Source organism: Dictyobacter kobayashii (genome assembly GCF_003967555.1).
Classification (GTDB): domain Bacteria; phylum Chloroflexota; class Ktedonobacteria; order Ktedonobacterales; family Ktedonobacteraceae; genus Dictyobacter; species Dictyobacter kobayashii.
Map to the genome: position 1 here is coordinate 2,637,725 of NZ_BIFS01000001.1, position 14,776 is coordinate 2,652,500.

At 48.7% G+C, this 14,776-nt stretch carries 22 protein-coding genes; 4 read left to right on the forward strand and 18 right to left on the reverse strand.

Features of this window, described 5'->3' with window-relative positions:
* Nucleotides 1-9 precede the first annotated feature (9 nt).
* The 16 genes from EL645_RS11600 to EL645_RS11675 form a co-directional block, all read right to left on the reverse strand.
* Nucleotides 10-1,401 (reverse strand): DNA cytosine methyltransferase, encoded by a 1,392-nt coding sequence (locus EL645_RS11600; protein ID WP_126550174.1) that lies wholly within the window; start codon nt 1,399-1,401, stop codon nt 10-12.
* Nucleotides 1,398-1,679 carry a hypothetical protein gene (locus EL645_RS11605; protein ID WP_126550175.1) on the reverse strand — a complete coding sequence of 94 codons (282 nt, stop codon included), beginning with the start codon at nt 1,677-1,679 and terminating at the stop codon, nt 1,398-1,400. Before EL645_RS11605 ends, EL645_RS11600 begins: the two co-directional genes overlap by 4 nt.
* 201 nt (nt 1,680-1,880) lie before the next feature.
* Nucleotides 1,881-2,684: a hypothetical protein gene (locus EL645_RS11610; RefSeq protein WP_126550176.1), complete on the reverse strand. Its 804-nt coding sequence runs from the start codon at nt 2,682-2,684 to the stop codon at nt 1,881-1,883.
* 57 nt (nt 2,685-2,741) lie between these two features.
* Nucleotides 2,742-3,167 (reverse strand): hypothetical protein, encoded by a 426-nt coding sequence (locus tag EL645_RS11615; protein ID WP_126550177.1) that lies wholly within the window; start codon nt 3,165-3,167, stop codon nt 2,742-2,744.
* A 67-nt stretch (nt 3,168-3,234) separates the two neighbouring features.
* Complete coding sequence (locus EL645_RS11620; protein ID WP_126550178.1) at nt 3,235-3,567, reverse strand: hypothetical protein; 333 nt, start codon at nt 3,565-3,567, stop codon at nt 3,235-3,237.
* Nucleotides 3,568-3,596: 29 nt separating this feature from the next.
* Entirely contained in the window at nt 3,597-3,788 is a 192-nt protein-coding gene (locus EL645_RS11625) for a hypothetical protein (RefSeq protein WP_126550179.1), read from the reverse strand.
* An 11-nt stretch (nt 3,789-3,799) separates the two neighbouring features.
* Nucleotides 3,800-4,324 (reverse strand): hypothetical protein, encoded by a 525-nt coding sequence (locus EL645_RS11630; protein WP_126550180.1) that lies wholly within the window; start codon nt 4,322-4,324, stop codon nt 3,800-3,802.
* Nucleotides 4,325-4,467: 143 nt separating this feature from the next.
* Nucleotides 4,468-4,830 (reverse strand): hypothetical protein, encoded by a 363-nt coding sequence (locus tag EL645_RS11635; protein WP_126550181.1) that lies wholly within the window; start codon nt 4,828-4,830, stop codon nt 4,468-4,470.
* Between the two features lie 60 nt (nt 4,831-4,890).
* Entirely contained in the window at nt 4,891-5,241 is a 351-nt protein-coding gene (locus EL645_RS11640; RefSeq protein ID WP_126550182.1) for a hypothetical protein, read from the reverse strand.
* A gap of 12 nt (nt 5,242-5,253) precedes the next feature.
* Complete coding sequence (locus EL645_RS11645) at nt 5,254-5,499, reverse strand: hypothetical protein (protein ID WP_126550183.1); 246 nt, start codon at nt 5,497-5,499, stop codon at nt 5,254-5,256.
* A gap of 169 nt (nt 5,500-5,668) precedes the next feature.
* Complete coding sequence (locus tag EL645_RS11650) at nt 5,669-6,250, reverse strand: glucosaminidase domain-containing protein (protein WP_161977311.1); 582 nt, start codon at nt 6,248-6,250, stop codon at nt 5,669-5,671.
* Nucleotides 6,251-6,371: 121 nt separating this feature from the next.
* On the reverse strand, nt 6,372-6,590 hold the full coding sequence (locus EL645_RS11655) for a hypothetical protein (RefSeq protein ID WP_126550185.1): 219 nt from the start codon (nt 6,588-6,590) through the stop codon (nt 6,372-6,374).
* A 70-nt stretch (nt 6,591-6,660) separates the two neighbouring features.
* Nucleotides 6,661-7,029, reverse strand: coding sequence for a hypothetical protein (locus EL645_RS11660; protein WP_126550186.1), 369 nt, complete (start codon nt 7,027-7,029; stop codon nt 6,661-6,663).
* 6 nt (nt 7,030-7,035) lie between these two features.
* Nucleotides 7,036-7,611, reverse strand: coding sequence for a hypothetical protein (locus EL645_RS11665; RefSeq protein ID WP_126550187.1), 576 nt, complete (start codon nt 7,609-7,611; stop codon nt 7,036-7,038).
* Between the two features lie 17 nt (nt 7,612-7,628).
* Entirely contained in the window at nt 7,629-8,585 is a 957-nt protein-coding gene (locus tag EL645_RS11670; protein WP_126550188.1) for an ABC transporter permease, read from the reverse strand.
* 169 nt (nt 8,586-8,754) lie between these two features.
* On the reverse strand, nt 8,755-9,027 hold the full coding sequence (locus EL645_RS11675) for a hypothetical protein (protein ID WP_126550189.1): 273 nt from the start codon (nt 9,025-9,027) through the stop codon (nt 8,755-8,757).
* A 642-nt stretch (nt 9,028-9,669) separates the two neighbouring features.
* Here EL645_RS11675 and EL645_RS11680 point away from each other — a divergent pair.
* The 3 genes from EL645_RS11680 to EL645_RS11690 are packed head-to-tail and all read left to right on the forward strand — an operon-like array spanning nt 9,670 to nt 11,562.
* Nucleotides 9,670-10,455 carry a GntR family transcriptional regulator gene (locus tag EL645_RS11680; protein ID WP_126550190.1) on the forward strand — a complete coding sequence of 262 codons (786 nt, stop codon included), beginning with the start codon at nt 9,670-9,672 and terminating at the stop codon, nt 10,453-10,455.
* Complete coding sequence (locus EL645_RS11685; protein ID WP_126550191.1) at nt 10,452-11,003, forward strand: 2-C-methyl-D-erythritol 2,4-cyclodiphosphate synthase; 552 nt, start codon at nt 10,452-10,454, stop codon at nt 11,001-11,003. Before EL645_RS11680 ends, EL645_RS11685 begins: the two co-directional genes overlap by 4 nt.
* A 1-nt stretch (nt 11,004) precedes the next feature.
* Nucleotides 11,005-11,562, forward strand: a complete 558-nt coding sequence (locus EL645_RS11690) for an HD domain-containing protein (RefSeq protein WP_126550192.1) — start codon at nt 11,005-11,007, stop codon at nt 11,560-11,562.
* A gap of 73 nt (nt 11,563-11,635) precedes the next feature.
* Here the strand turns inward: EL645_RS11690 and EL645_RS11695 are convergent, their stop codons facing one another.
* Nucleotides 11,636-13,306 carry a DNA methyltransferase gene (locus EL645_RS11695; protein WP_126550193.1) on the reverse strand — a complete coding sequence of 557 codons (1,671 nt, stop codon included), beginning with the start codon at nt 13,304-13,306 and terminating at the stop codon, nt 11,636-11,638.
* A gap of 492 nt (nt 13,307-13,798) precedes the next feature.
* Between EL645_RS11695 and EL645_RS11700 the strand changes: the two genes are divergently transcribed.
* The gene (locus EL645_RS11700) at nt 13,799-14,239 is read left to right on the forward strand and encodes a hypothetical protein (protein ID WP_126550194.1); all 441 of its coding nucleotides are present in this window, start codon (nt 13,799-13,801) and stop codon (nt 14,237-14,239) included.
* Between the two features lie 35 nt (nt 14,240-14,274).
* Here EL645_RS11700 and EL645_RS46225 read toward each other — a convergent pair whose 3' ends face one another.
* A complete protein-coding gene (locus tag EL645_RS46225) occupies nt 14,275-14,580 on the reverse strand; it encodes an Imm32 family immunity protein (protein WP_126550195.1) in 306 nt (101 codons plus the stop codon).
* Between the last annotated feature and the right edge of the window lie 196 nt (nt 14,581-14,776).

Consider the following 14,776-nt stretch of genomic DNA (forward strand, 5'->3'; position numbering starts at 1 on the left):
GGTCCTTTTTTAAGCTAGCGATGCAATAACGCGCTCCATAAGAACTTTCATCACTGGAGGAGTTACCGCATTCCCTAATTGTTTGACCTGCTCACGCCGTGTCCCCGTAATGACGTATTCTTCAGGAAAGGCCATGGCAGCCTGGATTTCCTTTGGGGTAAGCATGCGAAAGCCACAATCCTCAACCGCTATTGCTTTCTTGTGCTCTTCATAGGTAACCAAAGCATGCCGCGCCAACGTCGTCACTGTTGGTACAGCGCCCTCAATAGGTGCAAGTTGGCCATGACGATAATAGGTCATAAGCCAGTGAGAGCGTTCGGGTGGAACCACCAAACTATGATGATTGCCAGATGCACAAATCGTTGAACAAGGGCCGTCTATGCTCCGTGGGCGATATTCTCCAAGATGGTCTAAGAGAAATGGTGGGCTGACCAGTCCCGTTGCGTCATACCCTGTCTGAGTTGCACATGGTTGCTCAGTCAATACAATTGGTCGCACAGAAGGATGATTGAGATTGACCAGGAAGGGGGAAACGGCACCCGACAGCCGCGACGTGTGCGTAAACTTCTGTAAGCCGTCCGCAATACGTTGAACAGTCTTTTCCCGCAATGGCTTCTTCCGGTCCCCTATGCGAGGAGTAGGCAGAGACCAGTCAATAGCATTGGCTGCTGCATAATAGTATGGCGTGACATCACGAGCACACAACGGGCACCGATAGACGTATTGCTGGCGATACTTGCCATAGCGACGGTTGGGCCGTTTCCAGACCTGTACTGCGTCGATATCTCGTCCACACGATGGGCAATGTGCCCGTGGGGTGATAGCAAGATGAGGGCGGCGATTCTTTCGCTTCCAGGCCACAAAGTACATACGGTCACGACTTTGTGGTGTTGGATGCGTAAACATAGAGTTGAGATAGATCATCTCAACGTCATAATCCAAACTTTTCCAGGCCTGGAGCCAGGATTGAAATGGTCGCCACAAATGGACATCAACCACATTCTCTAAGATAATGGCTTGATAGCCATGGTATTCAGCCCAATCTAGTGGCGTCCACATCGTACACCGCGAGCGCTCCTCTGCCTCTGCCTTTGGGTCCGGCTCTTCAGGTTCCCACAGCCCCAGCTGCTGTTGATCAACCCGTTTCTGCCCTTTCGCCAGGGTGTGGGCGGTGCACTCTGGTGAAGCAACAAGAATGGTTGTGGAAGGGAATCGCCTGGGGTTGGCCATGTGCAGATCCGTTAACGCATGCAACGTTTCAGGATAGTTGGTATTATGGGTTTCGATAGCCCGGCGCCAGTGGTTAATAGCCAGTCGCACATCTGCACCGGCCAGCTTTGCCCCCGTGGTTGAGCCACCAGCACCACAAAACATATCCGTCACGGTAATGTCTTGACTCATATCTGTGTTTCCTGTTCCTGAGCCTGGCGACAGATGGGGCAGGTCCAGCCACCTGGCTGATGCATCCAACAATATTCATCATTGATCTCCGCTGAGGGATCTGACTGAAGTGCCTCAAAACTCAGTTCCAGGGCACGATCCAATTTGCCCCAATCGCGTCGAAACTGTCTGCGTCGCCAGGTTCGGAGTGGTGTTGTCACCCAGAATAGCAGAGTATCCAACAGGATTAAAATCCTGATCCAGATCCGCATCAGAAAGAGGAGTAGAAACAATCTCATAGCATGTCTCCATAGTCGCCAGGTGCATAGCAGCGTTCTCAGCCGGAACATCAACATATAAAGCATCAGGAGAAACCTGTACCAGATCCGCATCAGGAAGAGGATTAGAAACAGCCTCATAGCATGTCTCCTTGTGTCTGTGTCACACAAAAACGCTCCCAGGATACGTGCCCAGGAGCGTGTATATCGTATCAAACAGGATTAAAACGGGTGTTCATCGCCTTCTTCTTCATCGGGGTCTGTGTTCTGTGGAATGGTGGTCCCCGGTACAGTGAGGGCCACATCAGCCATTGCATTCAGGATGGCGATCTGTCCATGAGCCCGATCTAACGCCGTCTGATGTGGGAGTAGTGGCAGGGGCTGACCAATCTGCTGACACAGATGTTCCAGCTTGGGATAGGAGGAGAGCTGCAGGTAGTTCATCGCTCGCGTCATCAAATCGTCTCCGATGATAGTGATCGCATCAAACTGATGACGCTGGGCCGCCTCTCTGAGCTTTCCTTCATCGAAATCGAGATTGTAGGAGAGCACATAGGCACCATGGAGAACGTGCCGCAATTGCGCGAATGCATCCACGATGGGAACGCCTGCAGCCTCAATCTCAGCATTCGTCAGTCCGGTAATGTTCTCAATTGAACGAGACAATGGCCGCGATGGGGTCACCAGGCAATCAAGAAGGGACGCACCATGAATGTTCATCACCATCAGGCGGATAATTTCTGCATCCTCGTATAACCCGGTGGTATCCACCTCAAGGAACACCAGGTTCGTCATGCTGCGAACAGCGTGCGCCCACTGGATGATTTTTAGCGGCGGCAGTGCTGGAAGGGTACGACTCTGTTTCCGCACACGTTGTAACTCTTCTTCCAATTGCTGAAGGTGTTGAGCAATCATGGCCCGTCGCTGCAGGCGCGCTTGAAGATCTTCCATTCGGCGAACCGGTCCCAGTGCTCGTTCTTGATCGAGCAACTTTATCAAGGGTTGGGGAATGAACACTATCGTCATATTGTATGTACCTCACTTTTCTTTCGAATTATTGGTCAAACTCCGTATAAAACATCCCTACCGATCCTTGCGTAGCAGATCGATACCGACGCCGATAATCAGCAAACTGAAGACAGCCACTCCCAGGCAATAGCTGCAACCAAGTACAACATTGTGGTTGAGAAATGACATGCAGGCCATGATGCTAAAGACAAAAGCAATGAAAGAGAAAATCCCGAGAAACACAGGAGCATCCTTTCTTCTGGCCTGACGGTGGAGACGGCTCGCCTCTTTCATGATCTCCTCAATGTTATGGTTGAGAACAGCCAGGCTTTCTCGCTCATAGTCTTTTTGTGCATCCTGTAGCGCCCGCTCTGCCATTGCGCGCGTCAATAGTGGGCTAGGCTCGTCAATACCAGCTTGGATGAGGCCCTCTGCATACTTTTTTGCAGCGGCGTCCATGTGACGAGCCAGGTGTTTGTGTGGATCTTCGTACTCTTTCACAGGTGGTCACCTCTCTTCTCACCAAAAAAGCCCTCATAGCAACGGCTACAAGGGCTGATGATCTTTCTTAATGCTCATGTGGATAATAATAGCCTTCGCAGGCATCACAATACACCAAACCAGCATCACGAGGCTGCCCATTGCGAATGTAATTGCTCGCCTGACTCCCGCGCCTATCCATCCAATCAGCGATAGCATCTTCCGCGCCCTCGTAGTACGACGTGTCAATTTCTATGTGACGAGAAGACTGCTCATTGCCAAGATGAACCTTGCTCCCTCGTTGTGCAAACGGAATATTGTTATGCTTTGCTTTTTCCGCAAGGCGTGTGATTTCTGCTTCACACTGTTCCTGGCTCAACTTTTGTGTCTGTGGCCCTCGACCAAAGTGAATAATTCCCATAGAATGCCTCCAAGGACAGAACATGCGTCTTATTTCAGCACAAACAACAGGTGCATAATTGTCAGAATAGCTCCAGAGACACAGACCACCAGAAACGCTTCATAGCTGTGCAGCTGGTGGCCGAGCACGAAACCAAAGAGAAACCAGAGATCCAAGAACACCGTCAGCCAGCGGGTTGATGAACGTTTCTTCGGCGCTGGGTTATAGTCACGATTGCTCATGCATACTCCTTTTAAACCGTTACCTGCTCTTGGGTGGATGGAGAGGGCCTCTCTGCGCACACACGCTCATACAACTGGCACATCGCTTCATCGAGCGTCAGGGCCTCCAAGCTATATATGGTTCCGTACGTATCAGTGACCATTGCGTGTTCCTCAAAGAGGGTCGAATAATGGAATGGAGCGTTTCCGGTCAGATGTTCAATCTCCTGACCATACCAGGCATTGCGTTCAGGATAAACTTCACAGCGGGCCGCCTTCTTCCGGCACTCAAGAAGCACATCCACTTCTTCCCGCTCACGATGACAAAACGTGACGGCATCGGCATAGGTCGGAAACGAGACCAGACCAGTGGTGTGGCGAGGGCCAAGTGCATAGGGGATGCTATAACTGTCTTCAAATGACCAGTAGTATGGTGAAAAACGCTCAATCTGTCGGCCGTCCTCACTTGTCGATATGTGCAGGGGATAGAACCGCCGCTCGATCTCAGCGATCGTCACATGATAGTCGCTGGGCAAGATTTCACGCTGTTTGCGCATGAGCAACTCCTTTCTTGGACACACAGGCATGACACAGGTACACAAAAATGACGGTTCCTTTGAGAAACCGCCGAAAACGAAGACAGGGTTTAAGTTGGGCACAGCCCTGACAGATGTCCATTTGGTGACATCCTTTCGTTGAACTAGGCAACGGAATGCTGCGCTGACTCCTGGTTATCAAGCCAGTCAATACCCCAGCGCGCAGCAATTTCTTGCGCGACCAGGTTGAAGGCATAGTGGCTAGCACCACGGTAGATCCACCAGCGGGAACGGTGCGGCGGGAAGCGGGTTCCATTTTCAGGAGTATCTTTGCCTGCCAGAAAAATGACCTCTGTGCCCTGTGCACCTTGATAGTGATATTGCGCAGGCAAATACGGTGCGCTATACGAGATGGAGACGGCTGACTGAAATTGCAGGGACAATCCCAGCGGCTCCAGCATGGCCGCCACCTCCTGCGGATCAGGACAGGTTTGACAGAAACCTTCAAGCGTAGATGTTTGCATCATCGTGGTTTTCCTCACACACTGACCCTCACCGTAATGATGAGGGTCAGTCATTCTCATGTATTAGAGGGAGCCAGTATGTAATGACCTGGCCATCGGGCCAGAGCGCCGCCGCATTCGATGCTTCAGGATTTCCAAGCGGATCTGACCTTCGCGGCGGTGCAGCTGGTAGTCATAGCGGCCGTGGCACGTAGGGCAGAGACACAGGAGATCAGGGGCAGGATTGCGGGTGTCATGTAAGCGCACATGAGCGGCATGTAACCAGACGCGATAGGGCCGCCCGGTACGCTTACTTGTGCGGGTAGCCCCCTGGCGAATACGACAGCGCTGACAGCGCCATCCGGCCGCCACTTTACACGCCCCGGAAAGCTCGCTCCAATTGGGTGGGTACAGGGTGCGGCGTATCCACATCATACGCAACACCTCTTAGGAATGGACCAGGCGCTGCGCACGTTGAAGAGCCCGTTGAGCACGAATGCGCTGCGCATGATGGGGACACATGGTGGAAGACCAGCGAGCAGGATAATGCTGCATCAGATGGCAGGATTGCCAGCACCAGGGACAGTGCATCATGCGCCGGATCGCTGGCCAGCCATACCAGCATAGCAAGACGCTTTGTGCCAGGATCACCACCAGGAATAATCCAGCCCAGAGATACATCAGAGGTATCATCGTATCCACCTCCCCACTTGTCGTGTTCGTACGAGAAAGCAGAAGAGACGCAGTGAAAACAGCAGGGCATGAAAGGAACAAAGGGCTGCCTGGTCATGTTCGTGCAGCGTATGGCACATGAAACAGACCTGGCCAGAACGTTGTGTCGAGAGAAGTGTTTGTTTCATGACTACACCTGCCCTGCTCGCCAGCGAGCAACATCATCACACACAGCCTGGATATAGGCCTGCTCGTCGTTATTGTCCGCCGTCGGTGCATACTTGGGAATGATCTTGGCGACCGTATTCAGCCCCTGTTCCACATAGACATGCTGGATCAGATTGAACCAATCTTCCGCGCCTAATATCCAGGTACCATAGGAACGATAGCCACCGCTGGAGTCGCACGTCCATCCGGCGGTGCAGCGGATATTGCCCAGGCTGTGCGTCTGCGCCGCCACGCCGCGCAACCCGAAGGAACTTTCATGATGGAAGAAGGCCAGGGCATACACCGGGTCAATGCCCGTTTCCTGGCCCAGCTGATAGAGCGTGTCACCTAAGCCCTTGGCAGGTGAGCCTGCTTGCGCTAACACCTGATCCATAAAGGCGGCTGAGACACTGGGACGCCCAAGGATACGATCAGTCGTTGCCGTGGTTTGGACATGCATGGGTGCAGTGGTGACTGCCTGGGTGGGATGAACGGGAGCCAGCAGCACATAGCCGACGGCAGCCGCGACGAGCAACAAAAGAAGCGTTGCAGAGCGAGAAGACATGTGGACCTCCATTTCCACAAAAAGCCCACCGCCTATGCTATACTAGACATAAGCAGGTGGGCTTAGGATCTCACGAAACGCGGTTTCTCTAACTTGTGAGAAGGTTGTAGAGGACCGCGCTTTATTTTGCCTCGACCAGGGTACGGAAGAAGGGATACTTTTCCATCCAGCTGAGCACCAGATGATTGAACGTTGAAAAGTTGAGCACAATCATAACAATAAGGACAATTCCAATGACCACCGCCAGGCGACTGATGGGATCTTTCTTATCGCCAATGGTCATGAAAACGCCCAGAATTATCACAATACCAACGAGCCCAAGCATGAGAATAGAGGGCATGAGACACATCCTTTCTGCAGCACGCGACTGCATGAAGAAGTCTTTTTTGTACAGCACATCAATAACGATTTTAGTAAGGTTGTCCCTGTTCATCGAGGCGAACAAAGCGTGCCGCCAACACGGTTAACCGTGTGGACCAGCGCCAGGCAAACCACATGGGGATTGTGCAGAGGAGATCGACCAGGCCAAACAGAGATGCAGCACTGGCATCCCCAAAGTGAAACAGCGCGGGAATGAGGAATATCCCAGCATTCGCAGCTAAGAGGCCCAGAACCACCCAGATCGATTGACGCAACCGCATCACATCTTTGAGATAGCGCTGACACCAGGCTAATGAATAGGGTTTCGGCTGTGTGCGTAGCCGACGTGTATAGTATCCAATTCCAACAAGATAGCCAACCACAATCGCGATAACAATGAGCGGAAAAACATATACCATCTTTGATCAATGCTCCTTCGGGATCGTATCCCACAATTGCAATGGACGACCAGGCCGCCGGTGCCTGAGCCGTCGTACTTCTCCTTCAATGTCCCGGCGTGTTCGTGGCGGAAACGTCATCAATCGATCGATCGCTTCCTGGCGGCCAACAATTAACGCCCCAACCAGAACGCAATGTCCATAGTGGGATCGTCGAAACAGTTCAAAGCGATCAGGATGCTGGCGTATATCGAGGCCTTTAGGGAGAGGTAACGAGTGTTCAAAGCGGGTCTTGTAGGGCTCGTGCCATTCAAGGGTATCCATGGCCAAAATAGGCACACTAACGCAGGAATCATGGGTACCCGCAACAATGGCTTCAATCCCGCAGTCATACGTATTCAAACAATACCGATACCAATGAGAAGAGCGGGCCAGCAGAACTACCCAGAGATTGCGCCTATGCTTCTCTGAGTAGATCTGAATCCGCCGCCCATTCGCCGACGCAGTGCCGGCAATAACGCGTACACCCGCCTGCCATTGTTGATGCTGAATGGCACGCTGCGTATCCTCAAAGGTATAGCGAGTATAGCGGCGCTTGGGCATCTTTACCTACCTCCTTTCTATTCATCTGGTGGCGGCAATTCCGGCGTACTTGTGACTTCCGTGATCCGATTCACCTGGTTCATTCCAGCCTTGAAGACCACATCGAAAACGGTCTTTTGCTGATTGCGCAGTTCCTTGAGTTCCGCCGTCTGGCTGGCGATCATTTGCTGAAACTGTTGAGCATTGTCAATCATAGACTGGGCATTTAAGTTCGCCTGGACAACCGTCCCAAGGTTTGAGGCGCGGGTCGTGATCTTGGCGACCTTCTGCTCAATCGTTTCGCGCTTCTTATGCAAGAAACCACTACAGACACAGTCAGCGACTGCGCACAACGCCACCCGAACGCCAATAGCCAGGTAGACAATCCAGGGGAGCTTACCCATGATCACCTGCGCACCCAGGGCAATCGCATCATTGCCAACCACCGCCTTATCGCTACCTAAGGCCTGGATCACCAGCGCAGATGCTAGCTGAGCGATACCACAGCCAACGCTCATAATGATCCAGAAGATCATCTGTTGCTTAAAGGCGCGGCGACGTTGTTCGGTACGACTAAAGCTCATTGAGTAGACAAGGCTCGTGCGTAGCCCTTCCAGTCCGTAGCCAATCACATACATGATCAACACAAACGAGACAAAGCTGAACTCACGAAACCCGGTCATAAACAGGCCATCCTCATACCCAAACGCCAGAAAGAAGATAAAAGGGAGTACAAAGCGGACAACCGAGAGGAACGTGTATTCCGCATGTTCTTCCAGGGAGTAAGCATCATTGTTGAGCTCGTCCACTTCGTTCATCATATCTTCAAAGCGGGCATCTAAACGCTCTTGAAGAGAACGAGGAGGAGCGGGGGAATCTGGAGCCGAAGGAACTGATGCCTGGACGGTTATAGGGACTGGCTTTTGCCGTCGCTCTCGCCAGGCGCTCGTTTTTGCTCCCACCCATCCCACAAATCCGCCCGTTTTTCGTGCCATAAATCGCATCTCCTTTCGTCTGAAATTGAAAAGAAAACGTGACGAAAAAAATTAAATGCTCATTGGTGTACACAAAGCGTACAGCTATTCTGAGCACAAAAACGGGGGTTACGGCGGCCTCACGGCGAACATGCGGCGACGAAAACCCCCACCGAAAACCGAGGGGAAACTACGCGGTTTTTTGCGAGGAAGTTTGAGGGCGGCCAGCAGGAGCAACGTTTTTTTGTCGCATCGCTTCCCGCTGTTGGCGGATAATTTCGCGACTTTCTAACTTCATCGACTTGCCTTCAGCACGGGTCTTAATCTTGGGAATGCGTTCGTCAAGACGGCGAAGAATACCGTTATAGGTGGCCAGCAGGTATTCATCAGAAGTCCCTTTAATCAGCCCATGGACAGTACTACGCAATTGCTCCACATCTTTCACTTGCTCTGGTGTGATCATAGACACATGGTCTCCTTTACCAACTTACTGATCCTTGACAGCCAAGGCCAGTGGCTACTTATTCAGTACGAGAGCTCAATAAGCACCCATTGACCGTCACTATCAAGAGAAGGGAGACAAGCAACGCAGATGACATCGTGAAACCCTCCTTTCCTGTCACCTGCTTGTGCTTGTGAGACGGCCCCGCCGTCTGCTACCGTGAGCGCTACCACTGCTTCTCAACATATGGCGCTCTTCATCTCATCCACACACTGGACACAGGGCCTAAACGTCTCGATCCGTTCTATCCTGTCCCTTATCACTGTTAAAAGGTTAGACTTGCGTTTGGGCCTTCAGAGCCATTGATAAGGTTAGCTGATGCAAGATTAGTTATGTCGCCTCTTCAACATGTCCCTAGTGCGTTCGGTAGCGGCCTATATGGGGAGCGGAACGTACCCGCTTATTCCGTTTGTTTAAGTACCATCCAGTGATATTTCACTGGTACGATCCAATAATACACTGGTACGGACCAAAAAGTCAATACTGGTACGGACCAAAGTATAGGGTTAATTAAAATTAATGGTGATTTAATATGGTGATTGTGTTAAACTGTGATTAATCTGTGGTACTTACCACGACAAATAAAGGAGATCGTATAAAGAGATGCCGAAGGAAAAAGACACAAAGATTGATGAGGTGGTATCAGAACTGCTGAACCGAATAGAGCGAGGAATATACACCGCTGGCCAACGACTCCCATCAGAGAGAGAACTTACTGAAGAATTAAATGTGAGTAGGGCAACAATTAGAGGCGCTTTGTTGAGGCTCCAGGCGGAAAATGCAATTGACATTGTACCCAGAGGTGGCATTTTTATACGCACTCCAAGCGCAAAAGTTACTATCGGTCCAGCTTCGCCACTAGCTTCGAAAGCGCCTGCATTGGAATTAAAGAGAGCAGGCTCATTTATACGAGCTATGGAAGCGCAAGGCCGCCAAACGCTTGTACGCTTCATTGAACCATCTTCTATCATACCAGCTGGTGATGACCTGGCTGACAAACTGCAAACAACGCCAGATACCAAATTGCTTCGACGCTACAGGGTCCACATCGTAGATAAGGTGCCATACCGTATTCTAGACAGCTACTACTTAGCATCTCTAGCAGGTGATTTGCTGGGCAAAGATGAAGGTTACATACCATTATTCAAATGGCTTCGAGAGCAGACGGGAGTCGTTGCAGCCAAAGCGTTCGAAAAATTAGACATGCGTCCTCCAACTGCGGAGGAAGCTCATTTGCTTAACATTCCCAGATCCCAGACAGTGACAGATATGGATCGCTGGGTATGGGCCAAGGACGGAACACTGTTTGAATATTCGCACATTATTGCCAATGCGGCACTGCATGAATATACCTATTCATATGATATTGATGAGGAGGCCAGTCGATGAATACGATAGATGAAGCTACAAAAAACCAGTTAGCTCACGAGGTGGCCATGCTATTGGCAAAAAAACAACGCCTTGCATTTGCATCAGACTTCCATGCGTTCGCTGAGGGTCGCCAGCTGGTATTGGCTGGTGTGGAATTTGAAAACTTTTCCAAAGGTCCGAATACGAAAAGAAGCGATGGCGACGTAGTTGCTCATGCCCTGGTCATGGCTCTGGCAGGCGCTACCAATACCGGTGATATTGATGACTGGTTTCCAGACAAAGGAGAGACAGGAGTCAGATCAATTGAATACCTTCCGGACATCAGACATCGGCTAATAGAGGCCAAAAACTTACTTGTAAGCAATGTCGATGTAACCATCTTATGTGGCGAGCAACCACGTATGAAAAAACGCATACCAGAAATGCAGCGCAACATAGCCGATGGATTAGGAATTAGCCTTGACCAGGTGCATGTAAAAGTGAGTAGCATGGATGGAAATGACGAAGTTGCACAGTTGAAAGGGATCGAGGCACGAGTGATCGTTAGCCTTTGGGAAGGGCTTTAGTATGGAGATTCAGAAATGGGCAGAAGAGCAAGCGACATTATTGCTAGCATCCTTAGGCAATCGCTGGCTCCATGTCCAGGGGGTTGTTGAGAGGGCAAAATGGGTCGGCGCAATTTTCAATGAAGAAGATAGAAATCTCTTGATAGCTGCAGCTTACCTGCATGACATTGGTTACGCACCACCACTCCAAAAGACAGGCTTCCATCCCCTGGATGGAGCCTGCTATTTATACAATTGCAACCAGGATAGGCTAGCATCATTAGTTGCCTACCATTCAGAGTCAACCTTCGAAGCAGAACTTAGAGGTCTCTTACCCGAACTGGAAAGAATCCCTCGTGAGCACTCCCTTATTGCAGACGCACTAACATACTGTGATATGACCACCAGTGGAGACGGTAAACAGGTTTCTTTCAAAGAAAGGCTAGATGACATATTTAACCGATATGATCATAGCCACATTGTCTATAAAGCCATCAAATCTGCCACACCAGCATTAACATTAGACATCGAGCATACGGAGCAGGCACTCAATCAAAAAGGGCTTATTGCAAAAAGCTAAAGTAAAAGCATCTGGCTGCTATCAGGTGCTTTTACATAATCCCCACATCAACAATAGCAGACTATAATGCTTCTTAACCGAAAAGTTCAGGCTGCTCAGCTATGCTTCTCTGCACTCGTGACGCCTGCTTAAATGTGCCAAATTGTGGCGGCATCTTCAGCTGAGCGCGGCCATGTAGAAGGTCGTCAATAGTAAGTATTTGAATACGTGGATAATCCTGTCCCCAGCCAACTGAATGATAGAAACCAGCGCTCACACTTTCCGTGATCATGTCGCGAGAAGGGCTTTCTAGAGTTATGAATGCTCCAATAGCTGCCTGCTCTCTTTGTATCGTTCCCCGTAGATCGCGAATATCACCAGATTTCACATGACCAGACTTCACCTGGACAAGTACGCGCTTAGCTTTGCCAGTCACATCGTCAATAAAAGCTATCACGCCATCAATCCCTTTATCTTTGCCTTTCTTACCTTCTTTACTTCCATCCTGACCACCAAGAGGTTTAGCACGAACGAGGGATAGAGCCCACCATTGGAACTGATAACGATCCTCCTGTGCAAGTTGACGAGCTGCGCCCAGGTCCGTTGGCTCACCTCTCACTTTAAACTTGATGGATGGAAACATAGCTTCAAGACGATATTTTTGAAGGGCAATGCTTAGATGAGTGATATCGACACCGATCCATTTACGATCTAGCTTCTGTGCTGCTGCAATAGCAGTACCACAACCACAAAATGGATCGAGAACTACATCCCCAGGTTTACTACTAGCTGATATGATGCGTTCAAGTAGTGATAAGGGCTTTTGTGTGGGATATCCAAGCCGTTCTGCATCAGAGCTGTGTAGTGGATGAATATCTATCCAAACGTTTGTAATAATAGAACCTTCCTGCTCCTGTAGATAGCGTTTAATTGCAGGTCGTTTTGTGGTGTCAAATGTACCATCTTTATGCCGAGGATAATAAATCCGTCCTTCATCATGCAATCGCTGCATTGTCTCCCGTTGATATCTCCATCCTTTTTGAGGCCAAGAGAAACCCAACCATTCATACATCATATTTGGCCGGGGATTGGGACTAGCTATATTATCAAGACGATATAAACCACGCCCATCATTATCGTCAAAACGATAAAATTTTTCAACATATGTAGCATCATGCTGGCCATACTGTGGATTAAATTTAGCTTCTTTTGATTTTACATAGAATAGGATAATATCTGCTACATCCGCAAATTTATATTTTGCATCACTATGCGCTGACTGGCGTTTCCAAATAATCTCATTTCTAAAATTCTGTGGAGAAAAAATAACATCGAGGATTATTTTTAAATAATGGCTTGCTGTTGGATCACAATGAAGATAAAGGCTACCTGTTGATTTAAGGACGCGATGTAATTCTACGAGCCTGGATGCCATCATAACCAGATAAGCCATCATTTGGTTTGTACCAATAGAATCTCTCAAAGCTTCCATCATTTTACTTACATGTGGCGCAGAGTCAGTAACTAAGTCGTTATAAGTCTGCTCTGCAGCCTGGTTCCAATGCCACGTATCCTCAAAAGCTGTGATTTGTGATTCACTATCTTTACCGCTCTCATCCTTAAATAACACATTATAATTGCGGCTTGAGTTAAAAGGCGGATCAAGATATACCAGGTCAACACTATTATCAGCAATATACTGACGTAAAATATCAAGATTATCCCCATAAAACAGCGTATTCTCAGTGATAGGCTGTGATGTCATGTGCGGCCTCCCTCCGTATACTCCTGGCATCATATAACCGCCTATCGGCAATGTCAACAAATACGTTTATGATAGATACGCACTTCTTAAGCTGCTGAAATAACCAGTAGAGCTCAAAAAATTATAGCTCTATGCTGAAATTACAAAGAAATTATTTTGGCGCAAGCGCCAAAACTGACGCCAAAATCAGACATTCTTCATAATTTTTTAAATTAACGTATTAACACTAGAATAGATATGCCAGCATGGAACAGGATAACAAGAGATGCCATGAACAGACCTCATCTATTCCGTCTCTTGGCACCTTTACGTTTTTGGAAACCGTGTGCATGAGCCTCAGAGGCCACGCAACACGGTTTTTTGTTGGCTACTAGTCGGGCGTTGACATCGAAACTGACATCGAAACTACATTCCTACAATCCCAAACTGTTTGCAATGTATTCACAAGTTTAACTTTTATTTTACAGAAAAAATGTTTATCGGAGAAATGCCGTGGCTTACACACAAGTACAGTTTGGAGATTGGATACTTGAGGTGGATGTTGAGTCCACAAAAGAGGCTTATGTGCATCGACCATATATCAACCGTTGCCGTTGTCAGGGATGTCAAAATTATTTTAAACTTTGTTCTTCCCTGCCAGCAGAGATACTAGCCACATTTAACAGTCTAGGGATTGACCCTATGAAAGAAGGAGAGGTGAGCGTCTTATATAAAAATGATGATGGCACACATGTTTACGACGGCTTTTACACATTCACTGGTACAATCCTCAAGCAACCAATTGAACAAAGTCTCCTTCCATGCACTAACACATTCAGCATCTCTTTTACTGACAAAATCTCTATCCTCACGCCTCCTGTGCTTAAACCAATGCTACAAATAAATTTTATGGCTACTTTTCCATGGATTTTAAAGGAGTCCTCGGAATATTAAGCTCAAGTGCTCCTCTATGAGATTAACAACTACTATTAATCTCGTTCAAGAATAATCTCGCAAGAACCCTCTTCTAATGAGTTAGATTCGTCCAGATGTACGTGGCATCCGGCGGGTACATTATCCTGAGCTAAAGTTAGTAAGTGCCGTGCAAGTGAGATTAATCCCCCTTTATCTGCTTTGATCACAACAGAATATGCTCCTGTTATCTTAGCTTGAATAGTAAACTGGTCCTCCCAGTCAAGCTTCAAGCTCCTATCATATTTTGGTACGTGTATCTCCAAATCAGCCTCCTTCTGTCGAAAGATATCCCACAACAATAGAAAATTCAACTTAGTCATTAAGAAGCCTGGTTAGTTTGTTCATCGCATCTTACTGCATGGTAGGCAACACATGCGAGTAGGTGTTAAGCGTCATACTAATCTCACTATGCCCCAAGATCTCCTGCACAATCTTAGGTTTTCTTTGAAGTAGTCTCTCTTGTCAGAGAAACATACGATAGAAATTCACTAGTGGTAAATGACCCGAAATGTAAGC